The organism is Salinicola sp. DM10 (assembly GCF_017306975.2).
GTDB lineage: Bacteria > Pseudomonadota > Gammaproteobacteria > Pseudomonadales > Halomonadaceae > Salinicola.
On record NZ_JAFLEN020000001.1, the window covers coordinates 597,784 to 623,871 of the forward strand.

Sequence of the window (26,088 nt, forward strand, 5' to 3'; positions counted from 1 at the left end):
GTAGGACCGAGCGGATTTGAACCGCTGACCTCCACGATGTCAACGTGGCGCTCTAACCAACTGAGCTACGGTCCTGCAAACTGAGGGCACTTTGAAGCGACTGGTAGGACCGAGCGGATTTGAACCGCTGACCTCCACGATGTCAACGTGGCGCTCTAACCAACTGAGCTACGGTCCTGCTGATGTCGCTGTGGTGCTGCCGCCAAACTGATTTAGCTGACTTTGCACCGAAGTCATCCGGCCTGCCTCGCCGTGACAACGGAAGCGAATTCTACCCATGCCGCAGAGTATTGCAACCCTTGGCGCGTAAAAAAATTCGCCAAGCCGTTGTCTGCCCTGACTTTAATCACCCCAAGCGAACAGATACCAGACCATGGTCTACCCCTGGAGGGCCCTGTAGAAGCCGTCTCGGGCCCCTTTTATGCCTGCGTGAACGGCACCTTCTGATAATATTCGCATCACAACATCGGCCGTGCAGCTCGCCGGCCATGGCAGGACAACGCCGCGCTCGAGCCTGTGCCCGCGGCGTTGTCACCGTGTCGCCAGCCGCCCCAGGACCCAACATGACCCAGCAGGACCGCCACGAAGCCATCATCGCCCTGGTCAAACGTCAGGGCTACGCCGCCATCGAGCAGCTGGCAACAGAGTTCAACGTCACCCCGCAGACCATTCGCCGGGACCTCAACCAGCTCGCCGAAGAGGGCGCGGTACGCCGAGTCCATGGTGGCGCCGGGCTGGAATCGAGCACCGTCAACACCGCCTACCACACGCGCAAGACGCTCAATCTCGAGGCCAAGCGACGCATTGCCGAGCTGTTGGTCACCCAGATTCCCGACTCGGCCTCCCTGTTCATCAACATCGGCACCAGCAACGAGTTCATCGCCGAGGCGCTGTGCCAGCACAGCGGTCTCGAGGTGATCACCAACAATCTCAACGTCGCCGCCATCCTCCAGCACAAGACCGACTTCAACGTCATCGTCGCCGGCGGCCAGGTGCGCTCTCGCGATGGCGGCATCATCGGCGAGGCGACGATCGACTTCATCAATCAGTTCAAGGTCGACTACGGCATCATCGGCATCAGCGGTATCGACCGCGACGGCTCGCTGCTGGAGTTCGACTATCAGGAAGTGCGCGTGGCCCAGGCGATCATCCGCAACTCGCGCCAGGTCTACCTCGCCGCCGATCACTCCAAGTTCCAGCGCAACGCCGTGGTACGCCAGGGCAACCTGAGCCAGGTCGACGCCTTCTTCACCGACCGCCAGCCGCCGGATACCCTGGTCCGCCTGATGCACGAGCACGGCGTCGAACTGCATGTGGCCGGCGAAGCGGCGGCGGCCCAGGCCAGCGAGAACTGAGCCACAGCGCACTGAGCCGGCGCCGGACACGCGGCCTGCTCTGCTCCCACCGCCCCACCCCCGGTTCGGGGCGGCGTCACGGCACCGGCCTATCTTCTGCCCCCTGTTCTAGCCCCGCTGTGCTAGCCCGCCTTGTTCCGCCCCGCTGGACGCCATCTCGAGACGCCACCACGGGACGGCCAGGCTCACCGCCGACGCCGCGGCACGGCGTCCCGCGATTCGACCATCCGAGGCGAGCGGCGAGTCAGCGACTCATGCCCCCGCCCTCAGCGCCGATTTTCACCGCGAAAACAGATACCGCCTATTGATGTTCGAAAATGATTGGTCTATTTTCGTTTTCGAAAACACATCTCACACGACACGGGGGAGACGGCATGAGCACGGTGGCGCAAGACAAGACCTACGACATGATCGTCGTGGGCGGCGGCATCAATGGCACCGGTATCGCCAACGATGCCGCTGGCCGCGGCCTGTCGGTGCTGCTGTGCGAGCAGGCCGACTTGGCCAGCGCGACCTCTTCCGCCAGCAGCAAGCTGATCCATGGCGGTCTGCGCTATCTCGAACACCGCGAGTTCCGACTGGTGCGCGAGGCGTTGCGCGAGCGCGAGGTGATGCTGCGCAAGGCACCGCATATCGTCTGGCCGATGCGCTTCATTCTGCCCCACCAGCCGCACCTGCGCCCCGCCTGGATGATCCGTGCCGGGCTCTTCCTCTATGATCACCTCAGCCACCGCGACAGCCTGCCCAACGCCAAGCGGCTGACATTCGATGCCCAAGGCCCCCTCGTGCCGGAGATCAAGCGCGGCTTCGAGTACTCCGACTGCTGGGTGGACGACGCCCGTCTGGTGCTGCTCAACGCGCTCCAGGCCCAGGACAAGGGCGCCGATATCCGCCTGCGTACGCGCTGCAGCGCGGCCAACGAGGAGAATGGCGGCTGGCGGGTGACGCTGGAAGATCGTCTCTCCGGCGAGACCCGTCAGGTCCGCGGCAAGGTACTGGTCAACGCCAGCGGGCCGTGGGTCGAGTCCTTCGTCAAGGGCAGCGCCCAGCGCCAGTCGCGCTACGGTATCCGCATGATCCAGGGCAGCCATCTGATCGTACCGCGGCTCAACCAGGACGAGCGCGCCTACATCCTGCAGAATCAGGATGGGCGTATCGTCTTCGTGCTGCCCTACCAGCAGCACTACAGCCTGATCGGCACCACCGACCGCCGCTATCAGGGCGATCCGTCCTGCGTCGGTATCAGCGAGGAGGAGATCGGCTATCTGCTCGAGGTACTCAATGGCCATTTCCAGCGTCAGCTCAGCCGCGACGATGTCATCGCCACCTACTCCGGGGTGCGCCCGCTGTGCGACGACGAGTCGGAAAACCCCTCGGCGATGACCCGCGACTACACCTTGGACCTCGACACCCACGGCGCCCCGCTGCTGTCGATCTTCGGCGGCAAGATCACCACCTATCGCAAGCTCGCCGAAGCGGCCCTGCGCAAGCTGCAGCCGCTGCTGCCGCAGATGCGCGCGGCCTGGACCGCCGAGGCCACCCTGCCCGGGGGCGACATCGATGGCCGCGAGGCGTTCGCCGCCCGCCTCCAGCGCGACTACGCGTTTCTGCCGGCGGCGTGGGCAGAGCGCTTCGCCTCCAGCTACGGCAGCCTGTGTCTTCGCTTCCTCGACGGCGTCAGCCGCCGTGAGGCGCTGGGGGAAGAATTCGGTGGCGGCCTGACCCGCGCCGAGGTCGACTATCTGATCGACCACGAGTGGGCCCGCACCAGTGACGACATCCTGTGGCGACGCACCAAGCTGGGGCTGGCGATGACGCCGGCCCAGGTCGCGGCGCTGGACGCCTATCTCGCCACCCATCCGCGCCTGACCGCAACCAGCAATGTAGCCAGCGACGTAGCCAGCCCGGCAGCGGCGGTGAGCGAGACCTGAGCCGGGCAGCGATCCCCGCGCCGGGCGTCGTTCCCTGCGCTCGGAAAACGGCGGTGTGTTCCCGGCCCTCTGCTACGCTGGAGGCACCCGCCGCTCTTTTCCGAGGATTTCCGCCTTGCAACTCCTGTTCACGCTGCTGGGCTGCCTGGTACTGATCGTGACCCTGGTGCCCTATCTGCGGATCCGGCACTGGAGCGTGAGAAGTTTCGACTTCCCCCTGCTGCAGATCGCCTGTATCGCCACCGCGCTGGCACTGCTCCAGCTCGCCTGTCAGCCCCACGCCTGGTGGCACTGGTGCGGCGTCGGCGCCAGCCTGGTCGCCGCCGGCGTGCAGTGGGCCCGCATCTACCCCTGGACCCCGCTGGCCCGCTGCGCGGTGGTCAAGGCACGCGAGCGCGATGCCAGCCACGAGCTCACGCTGCTGGTCTCCAACGTGCTCACCCCCAACCGCCAGGCACACAAGCTGATCTCTCAGGTCGAGCAGCACCGGCCCGACCTGCTGCTGACGCTGGAATCCGACCGCTGGTGGGGAGACCGCCTCGACGAAGCGCTGGGCGAACAGTTCCCCGACGCGGTGCGCATTCCGCTCGACAACCTCTACGGCATGCACCTCTATTCGCGCCTCCCGCTCGAAGAGGTCGAAGTGAAGTGGCTGATCCAGGATGACATCCCCTCGATCCACGCCTGGGTGCGCCTGGAAAGCGGCAAGCGCATACGGCTGCATGCCCTGCACCCGCGCCCGCCCGCGCCATCGGAGAGCGACGAGTCACTGTGGCGCGATGCCGAGCTGCTGCTGGTGGGCGAAGCAATCGCCGGTGACAAGCGAGCGACGCTGGTGGCCGGAGACCTCAACGATGTCGCCTGGTCGCGCACCACCAAGCTGTTCTGCAAGGTCAGCGGCATGCTCGATCTACGCCGCGGCCGCGGTCAGTACAGTACCTTCCACGCCAAGTATCCGTTCCTGCGCTGGCCGCTGGATCACGTCTTCGTCTCCGAGCAGTTCACGCTGGTGGCGATGCGCAGATTGGAAGAGGTCGGTTCGGATCACTTCCCGATGCTGGTCACCCTGCGTCACGATCCCAGCCGGGCCGACGAGAACGAGCCGGAAGCCGCCGACGCCGAGGAACGCCGCGACGCCGACGACACCATCGAAGAGGCCAAGGAGCGTCACGGCGAAGCGCCGGTATGAGCCACACGCTGACTCTGGCCGGCAACAGCAGCGCTCCCCTTCACGCCACCAACGCCAGATCATATCTGCTGTAGGAGCGAGCTCTGCTCGCGAATCTTTGGCCGGCGGCCATCGCCGGGCATGACGCAACGCACGCGCAAGCCCAAGCCCCGCTGCCCACGTCAGCCGAAGATGAATGTATCAGCTACTGCCCTTCGCGAGCGAGCCCACTCCTACAGGCGGCTGAACCCGGTGCGCCACCCCGAAAGGTGGCGCGCGTCGCATTCGTTCACTCGGGAATACCACCCTCGGTCAGCTTGGCCGGGTCGAGCAGACGTTTCAGCTCTTCGCGGGAAAGATCGGTCTCCTCCTCGGCCACGTCGATGATCGGGCGGCCACCCTGGTAGGCTTTCTTGGCCACGGCGGCGGCGGCATCGTAGCCGATCACCGAGTTGAGCGCGGTGACCAGGATCGGATTCTTGGACAGCGGCGTCTCGATGTTGTCCCGACGCACGTTGAAGGTGGCGATAGCCCGATCCGCCAGCAGCCGGCTGACGTTGGTCAGCAGCCGGATCGATCCGAGCAGATTGTGGGCGATCAGCGGCAGCATCACGTTGAGCTGGAAGTTGCCGCTCTGGCCCGCCACGGTGATCGCGGTGTCATTGCCGATCACCTGGGCCGCCACCTGGATCGCCGACTCCGGAATCACCGGATTGACCTTGCCCGGCATGATCGAGCTGCCCGGCTGCAGCGCCTCCAGCTCGATCTCGCCCAGGCCCGCCAGCGGCCCAGAGTTCATCCAGCGCAGGTCGTTGGCGATTTTCATCACCGCGCAGGCGTAGGTGCGCAGATGCCCGGAGAGTTCCACCGCCGCGTCCTGGGAAGCGAGGCTGGCGAAGAAACTGTCGTTGGGCCGGAACTCGAGATGGGTATCGCGGGCCAGCCGCTCCGCCACCCGCTGGGCGAACTCGGGGTGGGCATTGACCCCGGTCCCCACCGCGGTGCCGCCCAGCGCCAGGCGCGTCACCCGCTTGAGCCCATCCTCCAGCCGCTCGATCGCCTGGCCGATCTGACTCGACCAGCCGCCCAGCTCCTGGCTCAGACGCACCGGCATGGCGTCCATCAGGTGGGTGCGCCCGGTCTTGACCACGTCGTCGAGACTCTGCGCCTTGTCGTCGATGCTCGAGCGCAGGTAGTGCAGCGCCGGCAGCAGCCGCTCTCTCACCTGAACCGCCGCGGCCAGATGGATCGCAGTGGGGATCACGTCGTTGCTCGACTGCCCCATGTTGACATGATCGTTGGGGCCGACCGTGAGCGAATCGCTGCTGGCCAGATGCGAGATCACCTCGTTGACGTTCATGTTGGTCGAGGTGCCGGAGCCGGTCTGGAACACGTCCACCGGAAACTGATCGGCGTGCTGCCCCGCGATGATCTCGTCGGCGGCGGCGATGATCGCCCGTGAGCGCGCCTCGTCGAGCAGCCCCAGCTCCTGATTGACCTCGGCGGCGGCGCGCTTGATCTGCGCCACCGCGGCGATGAACTCGCCCGGCAGCGGCTGCCCGCTGACCGGGAAGTTGTTCACGGCGCGCTGGGTCTGGGCGCCGTAGCGTGCACTGGCGGGCACCTCGAGCTCGCCCATGCTGTCACGTTCGATACGCTGTTGAGTCATGGTTGCCTCCTGACGATGGCGGATGAATGCCGTTGAAATCGGGCCGCGGGACGGCGCTAAGAACACTCACGGAACTCACTCAAGACTAGCAGGCCCAGCACCGCTTGCAGCGCCCATCGCTAGCGCTGGGCATGCCCCGAAAACGCCACCGCCCGCGCGGATGGAGCGCGGGCGGTGGCAGGTCTCGCCGAGGCGCAGCCTGGACGCGTCAGTCGAAGTCGATGATCTGGCGGATCGCCTCGCCACTGGCAAGCCGGTCGAAACCCAGATTGATCTCGTCCAGCTTCAGACGGTGGGTCAGCAGCTTCTCCACCGGCAGCCGGCCGGCGCGGTAGAGCGCGATATACTCAGGCACGTCCAGCGACGGCACGTGCCCGCCCAGATAGGAACCCTTGAGCGTACGCTCCTCGGCGACCATCCGCGTAGGGCTGATGGCGAAACGCACGTCCGGATGCGGTAGCCCCGAGGTCACCGTGGTACCGCCGCGGGCGGTAGACTCGTAGGCGAACTCCAGCGCCCTGGAGACACCGGCGAACTCGGCGGCGATATCCACCCCACCGCCGCTGATCTCGCGCACCTGCTCGATGGCATCGGCGTCGCTGCTGTTGACCACATGGGTGGCGCCCATTGCCTTGGCGGTTTCCAGCTTGTCTGGGGCGATGTCGGCGGCAATCACCTGACGAGCGCCGCCCCCGGCAGCCCCCATCACCGCCGCCAGACCGACCCCACCGAGGCCGACCACCAGCACCGACTGCCCCAGACGCAGGCCGGCGGTATGAACCACCGCGCCGACCCCGGTGAGCACGGCGCAACCGAACAGCGCCGCGATATGGAACGGCAGATCGGCATCGATCCGCGTCAGCGACCGTCGCGAGGCCACCGCGTACTCGGCGAAGCCGGAAACCCCGATATGGTGATAGATCTTCTGCCCGCCCCGGTGCAGGCGCATGCCCCCGCCCAGCAGGTGCCCGGCGCCATTGGCCACCTGCCCCGGCGCGCACAGCGCCGCACGCCCGGAGAGACACGAAGCGCAGGCGCCGCAGCTGGGAGCGAACGAGAACACCACATGATCGCCGGGCGCGAGATCCTCGACGCCCTCGCCGACCTCGACCACCTCGCCGGCGGCCTCGTGCCCCAGCACCATCGGCAGCGGTCGCGGCCGATCGCCGTTGATGGTGGAGAGATCCGAGTGGCACAGCCCGGCGGCGCGCATGCGCACCAGCACCTCGCCGCGCCCGGGCGGGTCGAGCTCGACCTCCTCGATCGACAACGGCTGCGACTCCCGGTACGGGCGTGGCTTCTGCATCTCGTGGATCACGGCTGCATGCATTTTCATCGCGACTTCCCTATTCGATGGATCGCCCCGGCACGCCTCATCATGCCGGGTGCGCCTGGCGTTGATGTGCCAGGCCCGGCATTCGACATGCCAGGCCCGGCACTCCGTCTGTCAGAAAAACTCGGCCTGTCAGGAGAATCTAGGTCTGTCAGGAATAGTACTCGGGCGCGTGACGGAAGGTCGGCCACGCCTGCGGGTCGTGGCCGGTGACCACCAGCGCCCCGGTTTTCTCGGCCAGTGCATGCAGCTTGCGCACGGAGCGCACCGTATCCACGGTCGAGGCGAGAAAGCCCGGTAGCGCCTTCTCCTCCCAGTGATCGGTGGTGTAGGCCGCATCCACCGCCAGCAGAACCGGGCCGGTCTCGGGGAGCTGGAGCAGAAAGCTGGCATGCCCAGGGGCATGCCCCGGGGTGAAGATGAAGCGGATGCTGCCGTCGCCGAAGACGTCATAGCCGTCGTCGCCATCCTCGAGCAGATGCCACTTCAGCCCAGGGCGATCGAAATCGGCGCGGATATAGCCGCCGGCGGCGAACCAGTCCGGCGCCATGGCATACTCGTATTCGCGCCGCCGTACGATATGCGTGGCATTGGGGAAGCGCCCGGTGGCGCCGGTGTGATCCAGGTGCAGGTGGCTGTGCAGGACATAGCGCACGTCCTCGGGTTCGATGCCGAAGGCCTTCAGCGCCTGGACACACCCCTCCTCCTCCCGCATCACCGGCCAGTAGACCGCGGTGACGTCTCCCCAGTGGGCCACCGGGTCGCTGGCGCACTCGACGGCGCAGCCACCATCGATGACCACATTGCCCTGCGGATGCGTGATCAGATACCAGGGCACCGGAATCTCGTACTCATCCAGCCCCGCATTCATCTTGATATTGCACACCCGGCACTTGAGCGTGCCGGTCTGGAACATGTAAAGACGTGGGGTAGTCATGACGCACTCCTGGTTGGAACACACGAAGACGACATTGCCCACTAGGTGAGCACTTCGGTTCTCGGCATCGAACCTCGCAGCCGGGCGACCGGACGTGTCAGAGTAGGCCAGCGCCAAACGGCATGAACAGCGGACTTTGGTCCCAGGCATGCCCGCTCTCAACATACTCATGGAGACGTCTCAACCATGTGGCACCGCCAGCAATTCACGCTCTCCGCGCGCCCGCGCGGCTTTCATCTGGTCACCGACGAGATCCTGGCGGCACTGCCGCGACTGGCAGAGGTCCAGACCGGCCTGCTCCACCTCCAACTGATGCACACCTCGGCCTCGCTGACCCTGAACGAGAACGCCGACCCCGACGTGCGCCATGACATGGCGCTGTTCGCCGCCCGCATCGCCCCCGAGCGGCTCGACGGCCTGCGTCACACCCTCGAAGGCCCTGATGACATGCCCGCCCACGTTCTCGCCAGCCTGTTCGGCACCCAGCTGACCCTGGCGGTGGACAACGGCCGCCTGCTCAGCGGCACCTGGCAGGGCATCTGGCTGGGCGAGCACCGCCAGCACGGCGGCGCGCGCCGGATCACCGCCACCCTGAGTGGCGAGTGATTCCGCCGAACTAGCCTCTCAGTGCGAGTGGCGCGGCACCTCGGCGCCGCGACAGCCGCGCAGGAAGTCGAAGTCGCAGCCTTCGTCGGCCTGCAGCACGTGCTCGATATAGAGTTGACGATAACCGCCGCTGCTGGCGATCTGATTCGACGCCGCGGTGGGATCGGCGGCAGCCAGGCGGCGTGCGATCTCGGCGTCGTCGACCTCCAGCTCGAGCTTGCCGCTGTCGCAGTCCAGGCTGATCCAGTCGCCGTTCTCGACCGCCGCCAGCGGGCCGCCGGCGGCCGCCTCCGGGGCCACGTGCAGCACCACGGTGCCGTAGGCGGTGCCGCTCATGCGGGCATCCGAGATGCGCACCATGTCGGTGATGCCCTGGGCCAGAATCTTCGGCGGCAGGCCCATGTTGCCGACCTCGGCCATGCCGTGATAACCCCGCGGGCCGCAGTGTTTCATCACCAGGATGTCGTCCGGCGAGACCTCCAGATCGGGGTCGTTGATGCGCGCCTTGTAGTCGTCGAAGTTCTCGAACACCACCGCCCGCCCGCGATGACTCATCAGCGCCGCGGTCGCCGCCGAGGGCTTGAGCACCGCACCGTTGGGCGCCAGGTTGCCGCGCAGGATGCACATGCCGCCGTCGTCGCGCAGCGGGTTGTCGAGCGGGCGGATCACGTCGTCGTTGTAGAGCGGCGCCTCGCGCACGTTTTCCCACAGCGTGCGGCCATTGACCGTCAGCGCATCCGGGTGCGGCAGGCGGTCGGCATCGCCCAGACGCTTGAGTACCGCCGGCAGGCCGCCGGCATAGTAGAACTCCTCCATCAGATAGCGCCCGGAGGGCTGCAGGTCGACGATCGTCGGCGTGCCGCGCCCCATCCGGGTCCAGTCGTCGAGGCTCAGATCGACCCCGATACGCCCGGCGATCGCCTTGAGGTGGATCACCGCATTGGTCGAGCCGCCAATGGCGGCATTGGTGCGAATGGCGTTCTCGAACGCCTCACGGGTGAGGATCTTCGACAGCTTGAGGTCCTCGTGGACCATCTCGACGATACGGTTGCCGGAGAGGTGGGCGAGCACGTAGCGGCGTGAGTCCACCGCCGGGATGGCGGCATTGTGGGGCAGCGATACCCCCAGCGACTCGGCCATGCAGGCCATCGTCGAGGCCGTGCCCATGGTGTTGCAGGTACCCGCCGAGCGCGACATACCCGCCTCTGCCGCCATGAAGTCGTGCATCGAGATCTGACCCGCCTTGACCTGCTCGGAGAGCTGCCACACCACCGTGCCGGAGCCGATATCCTTGCCCTGGTGCTTGCCGTTGAGCATCGGCCCGCCGGTCACCACGATCGCCGGAATATCGCAGCTCGCCGCGCCCATCAGCAGTGCCGGGGTGGTCTTGTCGCAGCCCACCAACAGCACCACGCCATCGATGGGGTTGCCGCGGATCGCCTCCTCGACATCCATGCTCGCCAGATTGCGGGTGAACATCGCCGTGGGGCGCAGATTGGACTCACCGTTGGAGAACACCGGGAACTCCACCGGATAGCCCCCCGCCTCGAGCACGCCCTGCTTGACGTGCTCGGCGAGCTTGCGGAAATGGGCGTTGCAGGGCGTCAGTTCCGACCAGGTGTTGCAGATGCCGATGATCGGCTTGCCCTGGAATTCGTGGTCCGGAATGCCCTGATTCTTCATCCAGCTACGGTACATGAAGCCGTTCTTGTCGGCCCGGCCAAACCACTCCGCGGAGCGCAGTCGCGGGGTCTTGTCGCCAGCATCGCTCATCTCGTCTCTCCTTGGTCCGCCGGGGCCGGCAACGCGGCCCCGCAGGGTCTAGTACGTGTCAGGGTCGTGCCTACAGCGCCGCGAACAGCAGCCAGGCCAGGGCAAAGGCCAGCAGCGAGATCGCGGTGGAAATCACGGTCCAGGTCTTGAGCATGGTCTTGGTATCGACGGCGAGAAAACGCCCCACCAGCCAGAAACCGGAATCGTTGACGTGCGAATAGCCGATCGCGCCGGCGACGATCGCCACGGTGATGCAGGCCGCCGGCAGCCCGGCCAGCGAGGGATCGGCGAGGACCACCGGCGCCATGATGCCGGCGGCGGTGGTGCCGGCCACGGTGGCCGAACCCTGAGCCACACGGATCACCGCGGCGATCACGTAGCCGGCGAGAATCACCGGTAGACCCAGCGTCTGCAGACTGTCCGCCAACGCATCGCCGATGCCGCTGGCCGTCAGCACCCCGCCGAACATGCCCCCCGCCCCAGTGATCAGGATGATGCTGCAGACCGGCGCCAGCGCCTGCTCGACGATCTCGTTGATCGACTCCATCGCGCCGCGTTCGCGTGAACGCAGCACCAGCAACCACATCGCCACGCAGGTGCTGATGAGCATCGCGATGGGCGTCTCGCCGATCAGCATCAGCGCGTGGACCAGGTCGCCATCGGCGGCGATCGCCCCACTCTGGGCCAGCGTCGACAGCCCGGTGTTGAGAAAGATCAGCGCCAGCGGCAGCAGCAGCACCAGCAGCACGGTGGCAAACGCCGGACGCCGGGCGGCGGGAACCTGCTCCTGCTCGCCCCCCATCAGATCGGGCACGCGCTGAAAGGGCGCACGCCGAGCCAGGACCAGCGACAGTCGATAGCCCGTGAGATACCAGGTCGGCAGCCCCACCAGCAGCGCCACGAACAGCACCTGACCGATATCCGCCTGCAAGAACACCGCCGCGGCCACCGGTCCCGGATGCGGCGGCATCAGCGCATGCATCACCAGAAAGGCGCCGGCGGCCGGCAAGCCGTACAGCAGCAGCGAAGCCTTCAGCTCGCGGGCCACCGAGTAGATCACCGGCAGCATCACCACGAAGGCAGCGTCGAGAAAGATCGGAAAGCCGAACAGCAGACACGCAATCGACAGCCCCAGCGGGGCCTTGTCACGTCCGAACAGGCGAATCAGCGTGTCGGCCAGCACCCGCGCCCCGCCGGAAACCGCCACCAGGCGTCCGAGCACCGCCCCGAAGCCGATCAACAGCGCCACGTTACCCAGGGTCTTGCCGAAGCCGCCGAGTAGTGTCGGCAGCAGGTCGGCGACCGAGATCCCGGTCGCCAGCGCGGTGCCGATACTGACGATCACCAGGGCAAAGAACGGATGCAGCCGCACCCGGATGATCAGCACCAGCAGGATGGCGATGGCCAGCGCCGCGATCCCCATCAGGCCCAGGGTCGACAATCCCGAAGCCGCCTGTGCGCTCTCTTGCATGAACTCCTCCTCACGGGCCCGGGCGATGGCTCGGGCGTCTTGGCGTGGAAGCCTGCACGTTACGGGCGGAGATCAATAACCAACTAATAGCAATTTAGGCTTTTTAAGATATGTTTTTTAATATCAATCTTGCGAAGCCGGCACCCCGTCTGCCGCGTCCCACCGTGGCGGCTGGCGCTACCCAGACCAAAGTCGAGGCACCGGAGACCAAAGTCGTAGGCCAGATCGTCGCCGCTCAACCCGCCCGTCGCGCCTGTTTCCAGCGATCGAACATCACCGCCAGCAGCAGGATCGCGCCGCGTACCAGGTATTGATAGAAGGTCGGCACGTTGAGCAGCCCCATGGCGTTCTGCACGCAGCCCATGATCAATACCCCCACCAGCACCCCGGTGATCGAGGCGACCCCGCCGGAGAGCGAGACCCCGCCCAGCACGCAGGCGGAGATCACCGCCAGCTCCAGCCCCTGTGACGTATTGGGGTCGCCCAGCCCCATGCGCGAGGTGAGCAGGACACCAGCGATACCCGCCACCAGCCCCTGCAGCGCGAACACGATGATCTTGAGCCGGCGCACGTTGACCCCGGCCAGCGCGGCAGCCTCAGCGTTGCCCCCGGTGGCCAGGGTGTTACGGCCGAAAGCGGTCAGGTTGAGCACAACGCCGAACACCACGAAACAGGCGATCATGGTCCACACCGGCAGGGTCAGGCCGAGAAAGGCGGCACTGCCAAGATCGAAGAAGCCGGGCACGGTGATCATCACCGCGTCGCCGCCGGAGGTGATGTAGGCCAGCCCGCGCACGAACTCCATCGCCGCCAGGGTGGCGATCAGCGAGTTGATGCCGAAGCGCGCCACCACGAAACCGTTGAAGGCGCCCACCGCGGCGCCGGCGGCAACCCCCACCAGCACCCCGACGACGACGCTGCCGGTATTGGAGGTGACCATCGCCGCCACCACGCCGGCGAAGGCGACGATCGAGGCGACCGACAGATCCACCTCACCCAGCGCCAACACCATCATCATGGTGGTGGCGATGGTGCCGATCAGGGTCACCGAAAGCAGCAGACCGACGATGTTGCGCCCGGTCAGGAAGTCCGGCACCAGCACCGAGAGGCCGATGAACAGCAGCACGAATACGGCAATCAGCCCCGAGGTATCGAGCAAGGTGCGCAGCGGCTTGGGCAGCCCGCGCCGGCCCACCGCGGCCGGGGCTGCCTGGGAGACGAGTTTGTCACTGGACATGCGGGGTCATCCTCTGGAACGGAAAAGGTCGATGGAGATCGTCAGCGCCGGCGGCTCGGCGCCTCACGCCGGCAGTGCCAGGCCGAGCAGGCGCTCGGGGGTGGCCTCCTCGCGCGCCACCACCTCGATCAGTTCGCCGTCGCGCATCACCCCGATGCGGTCACAGATCGAGCTCACCTCGGCGAGATCGCTGGAGATCACCAGCACGCTCTTGCCCTGCTCGGCAAGATCGTAGAGCAGCGCGTAGATATCGCGTCGGGCGCCGACGTCGATACCGCGGGTCGGCTCGTCCATCACGAACAGCTCGATCTGCTCGGCCAGCCAGCGCGCCAGGATCACCTTCTGCTGATTGCCACCGGAGAGATTGGCGATCGGCGTACGCGGCCCGGGCGTCTTGATCCGCAACTGGCGGATATAGTGATGCGCGTTCTCGGTCTCGCGGCCGACATGGCGAAACACGCCCCAGCGGCGGAAGAAACGCCGACAGCTGATATTGAGATTGTCGGCGACGCTGGCGACCGGAAAGATGCCCTGGGACTTGCGATCCTCGGGGCACATCGCGATGCCGGCGCGAATCGCCGCCCGGGCGCTGGCGAAACGCTGCGCCTCGCCGGCGAACACCACCTGCCCCGCCGAGGCGCGCTCGGCGCCGCAGACCAGGCGCATCAGTTCGCTACGTCCAGCGCCCACCAGTCCGAACAGACCCAGCACCTCGCCGCGGCGAATCTCCAGCGACACCGGCGCGCGCACCCCACGCCCCGCAAGCCCCTCCAGGCGCATCAGCACCTCGCCGTGCTGACGCGGGCGGTAGCCGTAGACATCCTCGATCTCGCGCCCAACCATCTCGCTGACCAGGGTGTCGTGGTCGAGCCCATCGAGGGTCGGGTGGGTCCGAATATGGCGCCCGTCACGAAACACCGTGACCGCGTCGCACATCTCGAACACCTCCTCCATGCGATGGGTGACATACAGCACCACCCGGCCCTCGTCGCGCAGCCGCGCCACGATGCGCTTGAGATGGCGTGTCTCCTGCACCGACAGCGAGCTGGTGGGCTCGTCGAAGGCGATGATGCGCGCATCGCGCAGCAGCGCGCGGCCGATCTCGATCATCTGCTGCTGGCCGATGGAGAGCTCGCGCACCTTGGTCGCGGGGTGAATGACGCCCTCGCCCAGCTCCTCGAGAATGGCCAGCGCTCGCTTGCGCAGGGCGCGCCGGTCGACCATGCCGTAACGCACCGGCAGCTGGCCCAGCAGCAGGTTCTCGGCCACCGAGAGGTTGGGCGACAGCGTCAGTTCCTGGTAGATGATCGCCACTCCGCGAGCGAGCGCCTCGCGGGCGTTGGCGAACACGTGGCGCTCGCCGTCGATCCACAGGGCGCCGTCGGTGACCTTGTTGACGCCGCTGAGCACCTTGAGCAGGGTCGACTTGCCCGCGCCGTTCTCGCCCATCAGCGCGTGCACTTCGCCACGGCGGGCCTCGAAGCTGACCGCATCGAGGGCCTTGACCCCGGGGAAGGTCACCGTGACGCCCTCGACGCGCAGATAGGCTGGGGAATTCGCCATCTCGACTCTCCTGATCGCGGCCGTCGACCGCGGGGGTGAACACTGAAGACAGTGCAGGGATCGCTCACAGTGGTCGTGGCGGCGCCCGTGGGCACCGCCACGTCACGCGCTCAGAGCCCCAGGTCGGCGCGCACCTGCTGCCAGTTGTCGCGGGTCATCAGCGTGCCGGTGGTTTCGGTATTGGCCGGGGGTTTCTTGTCCTGGGTGATCCAGGTGTAGAGATTGTCGGCGCTCTGGCGCCCATGCATGGTCGAACTCACCGCCACGGTGCCGTAGAAGCCGGTCGGCTTCTGGCGCGAGAACTCGGCGAAGGCGGCGCCCGAGCCGTTGATGCCCACGCCGATCACCTGCTCCGGAGAGAGGCCGTACTGTTCACTGGCGCGCACGCCGCCGAGCACGCTCTCCTCGTTGAGGGCGTAGATCACCCAGTGCTCGAAGCGCCCGTTCTTGGAGAACACCGGCGAGGCGGCAGCGAAGGCGCTGCTGGTATCGGTGTTCTGCTGCGGCGCATCGAAGATGTTCTGCTTGACGAAGCCGGCATCGAGCAGCGCGTCGGTGGCACCGTCAGTGCGCGCCTTGGCGGTGGGCAGCTCATTGTTGCTGATACGCAGCGCCGCTACCTCCTGCGGGTCCCAGCCGCGCCGCTTCATCTCGGCGGCGATCGCCTCGCCCACCTGACGCCCGATCTTGTAGCCCGACATGCCCAGGTGCGGCACATCCGCCATCGGCTTGCCGTCGGCGCCCAGGAACTGGTCGTCGACGGTCACCACCTTCATGCCGTACTGTTTGGCACGGTTGACGATCGCCGGCCCCAGGCGCACGTCCGGCGGGCAGATCACGAACCCCTGCGCACCCTGGGAGTTGAGATTGTCGATCGCGCTCAGCACCTGCTGGCCATCCTCGCCGGCCAGCCGCACCACCTCGAAACCCTTCTCCTGGCCGAGCTTGGTCGCCGCATCCTGCTCGTTGATGAACCACGCCTGCTCCGGTTTCTTGACGATGAAACCGATCTTGACCTCGTCCTGCGCCAGCGCAGGCGTGAAACACAGGCTCAGGCTGACGCCCAGCGCCAGCAGCGACGGTATGACCTTGCGATTCATGCGACTCTCCCCCTGCCCTCGTGGGCGCGTGGTTGTCATTCTTGGCGCGCCGGGAGCCGGCGCCGTACGCGCTCGACGATAAGCGCTGCCGCAATAACCAACTAATAACGAGGAGCGCGATTTGCGATACGCAAATGGGTATCCAGCGGGAGAGACACGAGACGCGGCGCGGTGCCGCCGTCTGCAATGGGGCGATAGCGCCAGACTAAAGTCTTCCGCGACTTTCGTTCACAGTGTCAACTAACTCCTGACAGCGCCACCAGGCGCGGATCGCTGCGGGTCGACGAACGAACCGTCGCGTCACCAACCCTCAGGCGGAAGCGGCGAGGCAGGAGAAGCGATAGCGGGTGCGCGACCGGTAGACCTCACCCGGCTGCAGGATCGTATCGGGGAAATCGGGCCGATGCGGCGAATCGGGGAAGTGCTGGGTCTCCAGCGCCAGCCCGGCATGCTGTCGGTAGGGCTGGCCGGCCTTGCCTGTCAGCGTGCCATCGAGCGCGTTGCCGGCGTAGAACTGAAGCCCCGGCTCGCTGGTGGCGACCTCGAGCACCCGGCCGCTCTCGGGCTCGGTCACCCGCGCAGCGAACCTGACCCCCGGCTCGTCGGCGTCGGCGTCGTCGACGTCACCGCCATCGAGCACGAAATTGTGATCATAGCCGCCGGCCCGCAGCAGCTGCGGGTGGTGCTGGCGCGAGCGCGCGCCGATCGCCATCGGCGTGGTGAAATCGAACGGCGTACCCGCCACCGGCGCGATCTCGCCGCTGGGAATCAGCTGCTCGTCGACCGGGGTGAAGGCGCTGGCCGCCAGCATCAGGCGGTGGTCGAGCACATCGCCGTTGCCCTCGCCGCGCAGGTTGAAGTAGCTGTGCTGGGTCAGGTTGACCGGGGTCGCCCGAGTGGTCTCGGCGTGGTAGGCGATCTCGAGGCTGTCGTCATCGCCCAGCAGATAGCTGACCCGCACGCTCAATCGCCCCGGATAGCCCGCCTCGCCATCGTCACTGACACGGCTCAGCACCAGGCCGCTGCCGCGGGCCTCGGTGAAGGTCTCGGCCTGCCACAGGCAACGATCGAAGCCGGGGTCGCCACCATGCAGCGAGTTGCCGCCATCGTTGCTGGCCAGCCGGTAGCGCTGGCCCGCCAGGCTGAATTCGGCGCCACCGATACGATTGGCGTAACGTCCGATCAGGGCACCAAAGTAGGGGTTGGCCTGACGGTAGGCCGGAGAGAGATAATCGGCCAGCGAATCGAAGCCGAGCACGATATCGTCGAGCCGCCCATCACGGTCCGCTGTCTTCAGCGAGAGGATGATGCCGCCGTAGTCGATCACCCGCAGCTCGATGCCGCTTTCGTTGGTGATCCGATAGCAGCTGACCGGGCGTCCATCGGGCAGGGTGCCGAAAGCGCTGCGCTGGATATTGGCGGGCAAGGGCATGGGGGCTGAAACTCCTGTGGCAGAGGCAGTCCGCGGCGACCGGGGCCGCTGACGGGTTGTCGCGCCGATTGAGCCTGTGCCGGGCGGCGATCGCTATCGGTAAAACGTCGAATGGAGGCATCACCCCGCGCATGAAATCCCGACCCGAGGCCCCGTTGCCCGCCGACTGGTTCCTGCAAGCACGACTCAAGTTCCGCCATCTGCAGCTGTTCGTGACGCTCGACGAGTGCCGCAATCTGCATCGCGCGGCGGCCCAGCTGGGCATGAGCCAGCCCGCCGCCTCCAAGCTCCTGAGCGATATCGAAGGCCAGCTCGGGGTCAGCCTGTTCGAGCGCCACGCCCGCGGCGTGACGCCCAACTGGTACGGTGAGATCCTGATCCGCCACGCCCGCAGCATGTTCACCTCGCTGGCCCAGGCCGGCGACGAGCTCAATGCCTTCAGCGCCGGCAACGCCGGTACGGTCTCGGTGGGTACGGTGCTGGCGCCGGCGGTCACCCTGCTCGCCAGCGCGGTCGAGCGCGTACACCGCGACAGCCCGCATTTGCAGGTCAACATCGATGTCGATGTCAGCCACAATCTGGTGCCGCGACTGCGCGACGGCGAGTTCGATTTCGCCATCGCGCGCATTCCCAGCGCCCTGCCCGCGGGCGACTTCGTCTTCGAGGAGATCGGCGAGGAGGCGCTGTGCTTCATCTGCCGTCACGACCATCCGCTGGCGCGCGTCGAGGCGCCGGCCCTGACCACCATGCGCGACTATCCCTGGGTGCTGCAGCCGACCGGTTCACTCATGCGTCAGCGGGTGGAACACCTGTTTCTGCACTTCGGTGTCGCGCCCCCCGAGCGCATCATCAACACCCCGGACATCTACATGGCGCTGGCGATGGTCGACAAGTCAGAGGCGATCACGGTGACGACCCAGGAGGTCGCCGAGCTGCTCTGCGCCCAGCCACGCTTCGCCACGCTACCCTCGCCCGAGGCGCTGAGCGTCCAGCCCTATGGCCTGATCAGCCTGCGCGAGCGCCGTCTCTCGCCGGGAGCAGCAAGGCTGATGCACGTGCTGCACCTGATGATCCGCGACTACCGCGCCGACCCGAGCAAGCGCTGACACGACCCGCACGCACTAGTCGAGCCCAGCCGAGTGCCGTTCGCGGCCACCCGGCGGGAGCCTCTCAGAGACGGTCGCGCAGTCGATAGAAAGTCGTCGCCAGCGCCAGCAGCGGCACCCGCCAGCGCTCGCCGCCGGGGAAATGGCGATGGCGGATGGCGGCGAAGTCGTCGAAACGCTCGAACTGCCCGCCGATCGCTTCGGCCAGGATCTGCCCGGCGAGGCCGGCCAGGGCCATGCCGTGGCCGGAGTATCCCTGGGCGTAGTAGAGGTTGCGACCGATCCGCCCCAGATCCGGGGCACGGTTCAGGGTGATGCCGACGTCCCCGCCCCAGCGATAGTCGATACCCACGCCGCGCAGCGCCGGAAACAGCGCCTGCATCTTGTCACGCATGCGCCGATCGAGCCCGCGCGGCTCGCGCCCGGTGTAGCTCACCTCACCGCCGTAGAGCAGCCGGCGGTCGGCGGAGAGGCGGTAGTAGTCGAGCACGAAGTTGGCATCCGAGACCGCGGCATCGCTGGGCAGCAGGCTCGCCGCCCGGGTCTCGCCCAGCGGCTCGGTGGCGATGATGTAGTTGGCCACGCGCATGACGCGCCCGGTCAGTGCCGGTACCAGGTTGCCCAGATACGCATTGCCGGCGACCACCACGGCATCGCACCGCACCTCGCCGGCCGCGGTGGTGACCCGCGGCCGGTCGCCCTGGATCACATCGAGGGCACGGCTGTCGGGGTGCAGCTCGGCGCCGGCGCGCTGAGCGGCACGGGCCAGACCCAGGGTGTAGTTGAGCGGGTGGAGGTGGCCGCCACCGGCATCGTAGAGCCCGCCCAGATAGCGCGGGGTGCGCACGTGGGCGGCCAGGGCCTCGCGGTCGAGCCACTGCTCGCCGTGGTAGTCGAAGGTCCGCGCCATATAGTCGGCGTGCTCGCGCATCGCCTTCAGGTGGCGCGGCTTGACCGCCGCATGCACGTAACCCCAGCGCAGATCGCAGGGGATGGCATGCGTCTCGATCAGCGTCTGGGTCAGGCGCACCGCCTCGCAGCTCATCGCCCACAGCCGCCGCGCCGCATCACGCCCCACCGCCTTGTCGATCACCGGCATCTCGGTGCCGAAGCCGGGCAGGATCTGGCCACCGCTGCGCCCCGAGGCGCCATGGCCGATCTCCCCCGCCTCGAGCAGCACCACCCGGTAGCCGCGCTCGGCCAGATGCAGCGCCGCCGAGCAGCCGGTGACGCCGCCACCGATCACGCAGACATCCGCCTTGACCTCGCCTCGAAGCGGCGCGGTGGGGGCGAGATCGACCTGGCGACTCGCCCGGTAGTAGGAAAGCGGCGCCTGGGCCGTGGTCTGGGCTGTCATCGGGACATCGAACTCCGCCAATGGGAAGGAAAGCGCCGCGTCGCGGCACGCGCAGGCATCTGTACGGTCTCGCATCGATGACTCGCGTATCGGCATCGAGAGGCGCGAAAGATTAAGCGCCGCTTAAACGAAATGTTAAGATCGGATGAAATCGCGAGGCGTACGGTACCGTCGTCGCGCCATCGACGATACCACGCCCCGCCCTGGCCACAAGTTCGAGAATGCCCGTGAAACGCTTCCTCTCCGCCGACGCACGCCCCTACTTCGCCGCCAACGAACTCGAAGACTTCGACGCCCTGTGGTCGCTCTCGCTGACGCCGGTGGACGCGCCCAATCTGGAACGTGGCGGCCACTCGGAGGTGTGCCGCATGACCCTGGAGGCCCCCGGCCTGCCGCCGCGGGACTTCTTCCTCAAGCGCCAGACCAATCATCTCGGGCGCAGCCTGAGCCGCCCCTGGGGCGAGCCCACCTTCGCCCGCGAGGCGCGCAATATCGCGGCCTTCCAGCGTCTCGGTATTCCCGCGCTGGAGAGCGCCTACTTCGAGGAGCGGCGTCGCGACGGAGGCTGGCAGGCGATTCTGGTGACCCCGGCGCTGAGCGGCTACACCGACATGATCGAGCATCACGCCCACTGGGAGACGCTCGAACCGGCGACCCACGACGCCATCGTCGACACCTGCGCCGACCTGCTCGCCACCCTGCACGGCCGCCGCTGGCGCCACGGTAGCCTGTATGCCAAGCACGTCTTCCTGCGCCCGGCCGCAGACGCGCCCACCGGCTTCGAGGCTCGCTTCATCGACCTGGAGAAGTCACGCCCGCTGCTCAACGCCAACCGCGAGAAGCGCCGCGATCTCGAGGTCTTCGCCCGCCGTCTGCCACAGTGGCGCAGCGCCACCTGGCGCCGCTTCCTTGGCCGCTATCTTCAGCGCCCGGCCGAAAGTGCCGAGGTCGAGCGCTGGTTGGACGCGCTGACCCTGCCCAATCGCTGAGCCCGAGTCCCGCCCTCAGCGCGGCGCGCAGACCGGGCAGGCCGGGTCGCGCGGCAGCGCGAAGTGGCGCCACTCTCCGCTGAGCGCATCGAAGGTGGAGAGCCCGCGGTGCACTCGGCCGGCGCCGCTCAGCCACTTGAGCGCCTCCAGCGCCTGAAAGCTACCGATCACCCCGACCAGCGGCGCGATGACCCCGCTCTCGGCGCAGCTCAGCGCCTCGTCGTCTCCCTGCTCGCCGTAGAGACAGGCGTAGCAGGGGCTGTCATCGGCGTGGTCGAACACCGCCAGTTGGCCCGAGAAGCGGATCGCGGCGCCGCTGATCAGCGGGGTACGGCTCGCCACGCAGGCGCGGTTGATGGCGAAGCGGCTGCTGAAGCGGTCGGTGCAGTCGAGCACCAGGTCGGCCTCGGTGACCGCGGCGAGCAGCGCCTCGCCGCTCAAGCGCGTGGTCAGCGGCTGCGCCTGGCAGTCCGGATTGAGCGCGCGCGCCGCGGCGCACGCCGAGCGGGCCTTGGATTCGCCCAGACTAGCCTGGGTATGCGCAATCTGACGCTGCAGGTTGGAAAGTTCGACGTGGTCGTCATCGGCGATGCTCAACCGCCCCACGCCGGCACTGGCCAGGTAGAGCGCCGCCGGTGACCCCAGCCCGCCGGCCCCCACGATCAGCACATGGGCATCGAGCAGACGCTGCTGCCCCTCGATGTCGATCTCGTCGAGCATGATATGGCGGCTGTAACGCAGCAGTGCTTCATCGTTCATCGTTCATCCCTTGACGCCCGTGCCGCGCCAGCGGACGGGCTACTTCTCTTCCAGCCGGTCGAGGTCGGGGATCGGCAGTGCCAGCTCCTCCTTGACCTCTTCCATGACCACGTAGCTCTTGGATTCTTTCACGCCGGGCAGGGTCAGCACCACATCGCCCAGCAGCTGGCGGTAGGCCGACATCTCGGGAATGCGGCACTTGAGAATGTAGTCGAACTGCCCGGAGACGAGATGACACTCCTGGATCTGCGGCAGCTTGGCCACCGCGCGACGAAATTCGTCGAATACCGCCGGCGACTGCGTGGTCAGGCTGATCTCGACGAACACCAGCAAATTGGCGCGCAGAGCCGCGGGGTCGAGCACCGCCTTGTAGCCGCGAATGATGCCCGCCTTCTCCAGCCGTTTGACCCGCTCCAGGCAGGGCGTGGTGGAGAGCCCCACCTGAGCCGCCAGGTCGACGTAGGAGATGCGCGCATTCTCCTGCAGGCAGCGCAGAATATTGAGATCGATCCGGTCCAGCGATCGTGATTTGGCTTTCATTGCTGTCGTTGTTCCAAGCCGGTGAAAGATAAGCGTGACGAGCCCCCACCCACCGCGAGCGGCAACGGCCGGCAGGCGCTCGGGAAGCGCTGAATCAATCGCCGAACGAGATCAAGGGCAACGCGCACGCAACGCAGAAGGCGAGACATGACATGGGTTTAGGCGAGCCTTCGAGTACTGCGCAACGTAGCCATTCGCTGGGGACGCCGAGTCCGTGCAGGCATTGATGCAGCGCTTCCCCACGGGTAAGGGGGGATCATTACTAACACGATGTCACGTCGGACCTCTAGGCACGCGCCACAATTGAGAAAACGCTGTATCAGCAGCGCTCGGAGATACGGATCATCGTCAGAGGATGGGAAGTGAGGAGCGAAAGTGAGCGACCCAAGCGAGCGCTCGAGGTGAAAGAGCGAGCCTGTGAGACGCGAAAGCGTTCGGCGCATCGCCCGAATTCAGCCCCAGCGGCCGCCGCTGACGCGCTCGTGCCCGCCCAGGTCGGTGAGCGACGCGATCTGGCCGTAGCCCGCGTCGCCGAGCAGCGCACGCACCGCACCGGCCTGGGTATGGCCATGCTCCAGCCAGAGCCAGCCGCCGGGCTCGAGAAAGGCCGGCGCACTCGCCACCAGCGCGCGCAGATCGGCCAGGCCCGCTTCCGCGGCAACCAGCGCCCGGCGCGGTTCGAAGCGCACGTCGTCGCGGCCTAGATGGGGGTCATCGGCATCGATATAGGGCGGGTTGGCAACGATGATTGCGAAGCGCTCCCCGGCCAGCGCGCCGAACCAGTCGCTCTGGACGAAACGCGCATTGGTCAGCCCCAGGCGCGCGCCGTTGGCGCTGGCCAGCGCCACCGCCTGGGGCTCGACGTCGGCCCCCAGCACGTGCCAGTCGGGGCGCTCGCTGGCAAAGGCGAGCGCCACCGCGCCGGTGCCGGTGCCGAGATCGAGCAGCGTGCCCTGGGCCGTCGTCGCCACCGCCAGCGCCGCCTCGACCAGGCGCTCGGTATCCGGCCGCGGGATCAGTGTGACCGGCGAGGTATCCAGCTCGAGCCCCCAGAATTCGCGCCGTCCGGTCAGATAGGCGACCGGCCAGCCCGCCACGCGGCGTTCGATCAGCGCCTCGAAGCGCGCCGCACTCTCGGCCGGCAGCTCGCGGTCGCCCCAGGTGTAGAGCCAGGTACGATCCACCCCATGGGCGTGCATCAGCAGCACCTCGGCATCCAGCCGCGCGCTGGGCGAGGCGCTCAGGCGCCGGGCCGCGTGACGCAGCGCCTCGTCGGCGGTCACGCCTCGCCCTGCAGTGCCGCCAGCTGGTCGGCCTGATACTCGTTGACCAGCGGCTGCACCACCTCGTCGAGATCGCCGGCCATCACCTCACCCAGCTTGTAGAGCGTCAGGTTGATGCGGTGGTCGGTGAGCCGGCCCTGGGGGAAATTGTAAGTGCGGATACGCTCGCTGCGATCCCCCGAGCCCACCAGCGAGCGCCGGGTGTCGGCCTGCTGCTGGCGCTGGGAGTCGACCGCCGCCTGCTTGAGCCGCGCCGCCAGCAGCGACATCGCCTTGGCCCGGTTCTTGTGCTGGCTGCGCTCCTCCTGGCACTCCACCACCAGCCCCGTGGGCAGGTGGGTGATGCGGATCGCCGAGTCGGTGGTGTTGACGTGCTGGCCGCCGGCACCGCTGGAGCGGAAGGTGTCCACGCGCAGGTCGTTGGCGTTGATATCGACCTCGCCGACCGCGTCGGCCTCCGGCATCACCGCCACGGTGCAGGCGGAGGTGTGGATACGCCCCTGGGACTCGGTCGCCGGCACCCGCTGCACGCGGTGCGCACCGGACTCGAACTTGAGCACAGCGTAGACGCTGTCGCCCTTGACCCGGGCGATCAGCTCCTTGTAACCGCCCTGCTCGCCGTGGCTGGCGCTGACCACCTCGATACGCCAGCCGCGGCGCTCGGCGTAGCGCGAGTACATGCGGAACAGATCGCCGGCGAACAGCGCCGCCTCGTCGCCACCGGTGCCGGCGCGGATTTCGAGGAAGACATCGCTGCCGTCATCCGGGTCCTTGGGCACCAGCAGACGCTTGAGGGTCTCTTCCTGAGCGGCAAGGCTGGCACGCGCGGCATGCCACTCCTCTTCGGCCAGTTCGCGCATCTCGGGGTCGCTGTCCTTGAGCATCTGCTCCGCCGCCTCGAGGTCACCCTCGGTGCGACAATAGTCACGCCAGGCCTCGACCAGCGGCTCGAGCTCGGCGTACTCGCGGGAGTAGTCGCGAAAACGCGGCTGGTCGGCGATCACCTCCGGCTCGGAGAGCAGCGCGGAGAGTTCCTCGAAACGGTCACGGAAGGCGTCCAGTCGTTCGCGCAGAGACGCTTTCATGCCCATCCCTGTCTTTTCATACCGAATCCTGTGTCGTGGCGGGGGCGCCGATCAGCAAGCTGTCGGCGGCCTGAATGATATCCTGGCGGGACTGCCCGGAGGCTTCACGCAGACGCAGCGTGGGGCCGTGCATCAGCTTGTTGGCGAGCTGATGCGAAAGACGCTTGATCACCGCTTCCGGGTCCTCGCCGCGGGCCAGCTGGGCCAGCGCCTCGCGCTCGGCGTCCTCGCGCAGCGATTCACCGTGCTGGCGGTAGCGCCGGATCAGATCGCCGGCACCGCGCACCCGGCGCTCGTGCAGCCACTGCTCCACGCCGTGCTCGATCAGCGCCTCGGCCTGACGCGCCGCCACCTCGCGGTGACGCCGGTTCTCGGCGATCACCTGCTGCAGGTCGTCGACGCTGTAGAGGAAGACATCGGCGAGATCGCCCACTTCCGGCTCGATATCCCGGGGCACCGCGATGTCGACCATGAACATGGGGCGATGGCGGCGCACCTTGAGCGCGCGCTCGACCATGCCCTTGCCCAGAATCGGCAGCTCGCTGGCGGTGGAGGCAATGACGATGTCGGCCTGCTCCAGCGCCTGGGGAATGTCGCTCAGCTCGATCGCCCGCGCGCCGCAGGTCTCGGCCAGCGCCTGCGCCCGCGGCAGGGTGCGGTTGGCCACGGTCAGCCCCATGATCCCCGCCTCGCGCAGGTGCCGGGCGACCAGCTCGATGGTCTCACCGGCGCCGATCAGCAGCGCCCGGGCGCGGCCGAAGTCATCGAAGATGCGGCTCGCCAGGCTGACCGCGGCGTAGGCCACCGATACCGGGTTCTCACCGATCGAGGTCTCGGTGCGCACCTGCTTGGCGATCGAGAAGGTCTGCTGGAACAGCCGCTCCAGTTCGCTGCCGAGACCGGCGTGCTGACGCGCGATCTGGTAGGCATCCTTGAGCTGACCGAGAATCTGGGGCTCGCCCAGCACCATCGAATCGAGACCCGCGGCGACCCGCATCAGATGACGCGCGGCCTCGCGCTCGTGATAGTGGTAGGCGCAGCTCAACAGATCCTTGGCCGGCATGCCGTGGAAGTCACCGAGCCACTCCACCAGCTGACGCTCGCCGTCGTCCACGGTGATGCAGTAGAGCTCGGTACGGTTGCAGGTCGACAGCACCGCCGCTTCGCGCACGTCAGGCAGTGCCCGCAGCTGCGTCAGCGCGGATTCGAGCTGCGCCGGCGAAAAGGCCACGCGCTCGCGCACGTCGACCGCGGCGGTCTTGTGATTGATACCCAGAGCTAGCAGCGTCATGAAATCACGGTCAAAATCTTGCAAGGGTCGAGGCGCCATCGCCAACTGTCGTCGCCGGCCAGCGGGCGGGTGAGCGGATGCGGCGATGTCAGGTCGCGGCCCA

General features: G+C 67.2%; 21 protein-coding genes and 2 tRNA genes. 6 read left to right on the top strand and 17 right to left on the bottom strand.

What is annotated here, in order from left to right:
- Position 1 precedes the first annotated feature (1 nt).
- A tRNA-Val gene (locus tag J0A90_RS02785) sits at positions 2 to 75 on the bottom strand.
- A 26-nt stretch (positions 76 to 101) separates the two neighbouring features.
- Positions 102 to 178: transfer RNA gene (locus tag J0A90_RS02790), tRNA-Val, on the bottom strand.
- A gap of 385 nt (positions 179 to 563) precedes the next feature.
- Between J0A90_RS02790 and J0A90_RS02795 the strand changes: the two genes are divergently transcribed.
- The 3 genes from J0A90_RS02795 (at position 564) to J0A90_RS02805 (ending at position 4,475) form a co-directional block, all read left to right on the top strand.
- Positions 564 to 1,355, top strand: a complete 792-nt coding sequence (locus J0A90_RS02795) for a DeoR/GlpR family transcriptional regulator (RefSeq protein ID WP_207035986.1) — start codon at positions 564 to 566, stop codon at positions 1,353 to 1,355.
- 374 nt (positions 1,356 to 1,729) lie between these two features.
- Positions 1,730 to 3,286, top strand: a complete 1,557-nt coding sequence (gene glpD / locus J0A90_RS02800) for a glycerol-3-phosphate dehydrogenase (protein ID WP_207035987.1) — start codon at positions 1,730 to 1,732, stop codon at positions 3,284 to 3,286.
- Positions 3,287 to 3,401: 115 nt separating this feature from the next.
- A complete protein-coding gene (locus tag J0A90_RS02805) occupies positions 3,402 to 4,475 on the top strand; it encodes an endonuclease/exonuclease/phosphatase family protein (RefSeq protein ID WP_207035989.1) in 1,074 nt (357 codons plus the stop codon).
- Between the two features lie 268 nt (positions 4,476 to 4,743).
- On the opposite strand, the gene J0A90_RS02810 is transcribed toward J0A90_RS02805, so the two are convergent.
- The 3 genes from J0A90_RS02810 to attM form a co-directional block, all read right to left on the bottom strand.
- Positions 4,744 to 6,123, bottom strand: coding sequence for an aspartate ammonia-lyase (locus J0A90_RS02810; protein ID WP_207035991.1), 1,380 nt, complete (start codon positions 6,121 to 6,123; stop codon positions 4,744 to 4,746).
- Positions 6,124 to 6,331: 208 nt separating this feature from the next.
- Complete coding sequence (locus J0A90_RS02815) at positions 6,332 to 7,459, bottom strand: zinc-dependent alcohol dehydrogenase family protein (RefSeq protein WP_207035993.1); 1,128 nt, start codon at positions 7,457 to 7,459, stop codon at positions 6,332 to 6,334.
- A gap of 148 nt (positions 7,460 to 7,607) precedes the next feature.
- Positions 7,608 to 8,393, bottom strand: coding sequence for an N-acyl homoserine lactonase AttM (gene attM / locus J0A90_RS02820; protein WP_207035995.1), 786 nt, complete (start codon positions 8,391 to 8,393; stop codon positions 7,608 to 7,610).
- 186 nt (positions 8,394 to 8,579) lie between these two features.
- Here attM and J0A90_RS02825 point away from each other — a divergent pair, with 186 nt between their 5' ends.
- On the top strand, positions 8,580 to 8,999 hold the full coding sequence (locus tag J0A90_RS02825; RefSeq protein ID WP_207035997.1) for a secondary thiamine-phosphate synthase enzyme YjbQ: 420 nt from the start codon (positions 8,580 to 8,582) through the stop codon (positions 8,997 to 8,999).
- A gap of 18 nt (positions 9,000 to 9,017) precedes the next feature.
- Here J0A90_RS02825 and J0A90_RS02830 read toward each other — a convergent pair whose 3' ends face one another.
- From J0A90_RS02830 to J0A90_RS02855, 6 genes are all read right to left on the bottom strand, one after another.
- Positions 9,018 to 10,772 (bottom strand): IlvD/Edd family dehydratase, encoded by a 1,755-nt coding sequence (locus J0A90_RS02830; protein ID WP_207035998.1) that lies wholly within the window; start codon positions 10,770 to 10,772, stop codon positions 9,018 to 9,020.
- Between the two features lie 70 nt (positions 10,773 to 10,842).
- On the bottom strand, positions 10,843 to 12,243 hold the full coding sequence (locus tag J0A90_RS02835) for a GntP family permease (protein ID WP_207036000.1): 1,401 nt from the start codon (positions 12,241 to 12,243) through the stop codon (positions 10,843 to 10,845).
- Positions 12,244 to 12,478: 235 nt separating this feature from the next.
- Positions 12,479 to 13,480 carry an L-arabinose ABC transporter permease AraH gene (araH, locus tag J0A90_RS02840; protein ID WP_035471575.1) on the bottom strand — a complete coding sequence of 334 codons (1,002 nt, stop codon included), beginning with the start codon at positions 13,478 to 13,480 and terminating at the stop codon, positions 12,479 to 12,481.
- Between the two features lie 63 nt (positions 13,481 to 13,543).
- The gene (gene araG, locus J0A90_RS02845) at positions 13,544 to 15,043 is read right to left on the bottom strand and encodes an L-arabinose ABC transporter ATP-binding protein AraG (RefSeq protein WP_207036002.1); all 1,500 of its coding nucleotides are present in this window, start codon (positions 15,041 to 15,043) and stop codon (positions 13,544 to 13,546) included.
- 110 nt (positions 15,044 to 15,153) lie between these two features.
- Entirely contained in the window at positions 15,154 to 16,143 is a 990-nt protein-coding gene (locus J0A90_RS02850) for an arabinose ABC transporter substrate-binding protein (RefSeq protein WP_207036004.1), read from the bottom strand.
- 310 nt (positions 16,144 to 16,453) lie between these two features.
- Positions 16,454 to 17,575: an aldose epimerase family protein gene (locus J0A90_RS02855; RefSeq protein ID WP_207036006.1), complete on the bottom strand. Its 1,122-nt coding sequence runs from the start codon at positions 17,573 to 17,575 to the stop codon at positions 16,454 to 16,456.
- A 131-nt stretch (positions 17,576 to 17,706) separates the two neighbouring features.
- Here J0A90_RS02855 and J0A90_RS02860 point away from each other — a divergent pair, with 131 nt between their 5' ends.
- Positions 17,707 to 18,681: a LysR substrate-binding domain-containing protein gene (locus J0A90_RS02860; RefSeq protein WP_207036008.1), complete on the top strand. Its 975-nt coding sequence runs from the start codon at positions 17,707 to 17,709 to the stop codon at positions 18,679 to 18,681.
- A 64-nt stretch (positions 18,682 to 18,745) separates the two neighbouring features.
- Here J0A90_RS02860 and J0A90_RS02865 read toward each other — a convergent pair whose 3' ends face one another.
- Complete coding sequence (locus J0A90_RS02865; protein WP_207036010.1) at positions 18,746 to 20,038, bottom strand: FAD-binding oxidoreductase; 1,293 nt, start codon at positions 20,036 to 20,038, stop codon at positions 18,746 to 18,748.
- 227 nt (positions 20,039 to 20,265) lie between these two features.
- Between J0A90_RS02865 and J0A90_RS02870 the strand changes: the two genes are divergently transcribed.
- A complete protein-coding gene (locus tag J0A90_RS02870; protein ID WP_207036012.1) occupies positions 20,266 to 21,027 on the top strand; it encodes a lipopolysaccharide kinase InaA family protein in 762 nt (253 codons plus the stop codon).
- Positions 21,028 to 21,042: 15 nt separating this feature from the next.
- Here the strand turns inward: J0A90_RS02870 and J0A90_RS02875 are convergent, their stop codons facing one another.
- From J0A90_RS02875 to hemA, 5 genes are all read right to left on the bottom strand, one after another.
- Positions 21,043 to 21,786 (bottom strand): molybdopterin-synthase adenylyltransferase MoeB, encoded by a 744-nt coding sequence (locus tag J0A90_RS02875; RefSeq protein WP_035471564.1) that lies wholly within the window; start codon positions 21,784 to 21,786, stop codon positions 21,043 to 21,045.
- 39 nt (positions 21,787 to 21,825) lie between these two features.
- A complete protein-coding gene (locus J0A90_RS02880) occupies positions 21,826 to 22,326 on the bottom strand; it encodes an Lrp/AsnC ligand binding domain-containing protein (protein ID WP_035471562.1) in 501 nt (166 codons plus the stop codon).
- 452 nt (positions 22,327 to 22,778) lie between these two features.
- Positions 22,779 to 23,609, bottom strand: a complete 831-nt coding sequence (gene prmC, locus J0A90_RS02885; protein WP_207036014.1) for a peptide chain release factor N(5)-glutamine methyltransferase — start codon at positions 23,607 to 23,609, stop codon at positions 22,779 to 22,781.
- Positions 23,606 to 24,694 carry a peptide chain release factor 1 gene (gene prfA, locus J0A90_RS02890; RefSeq protein ID WP_207036016.1) on the bottom strand — a complete coding sequence of 363 codons (1,089 nt, stop codon included), beginning with the start codon at positions 24,692 to 24,694 and terminating at the stop codon, positions 23,606 to 23,608. The genes prmC and prfA overlap by 4 nt, the downstream gene beginning before the upstream one ends.
- A gap of 16 nt (positions 24,695 to 24,710) precedes the next feature.
- Positions 24,711 to 25,985 (bottom strand): glutamyl-tRNA reductase, encoded by a 1,275-nt coding sequence (hemA, locus tag J0A90_RS02895; RefSeq protein ID WP_207036017.1) that lies wholly within the window; start codon positions 25,983 to 25,985, stop codon positions 24,711 to 24,713.
- Between the last annotated feature and the right edge of the window lie 103 nt (positions 25,986 to 26,088).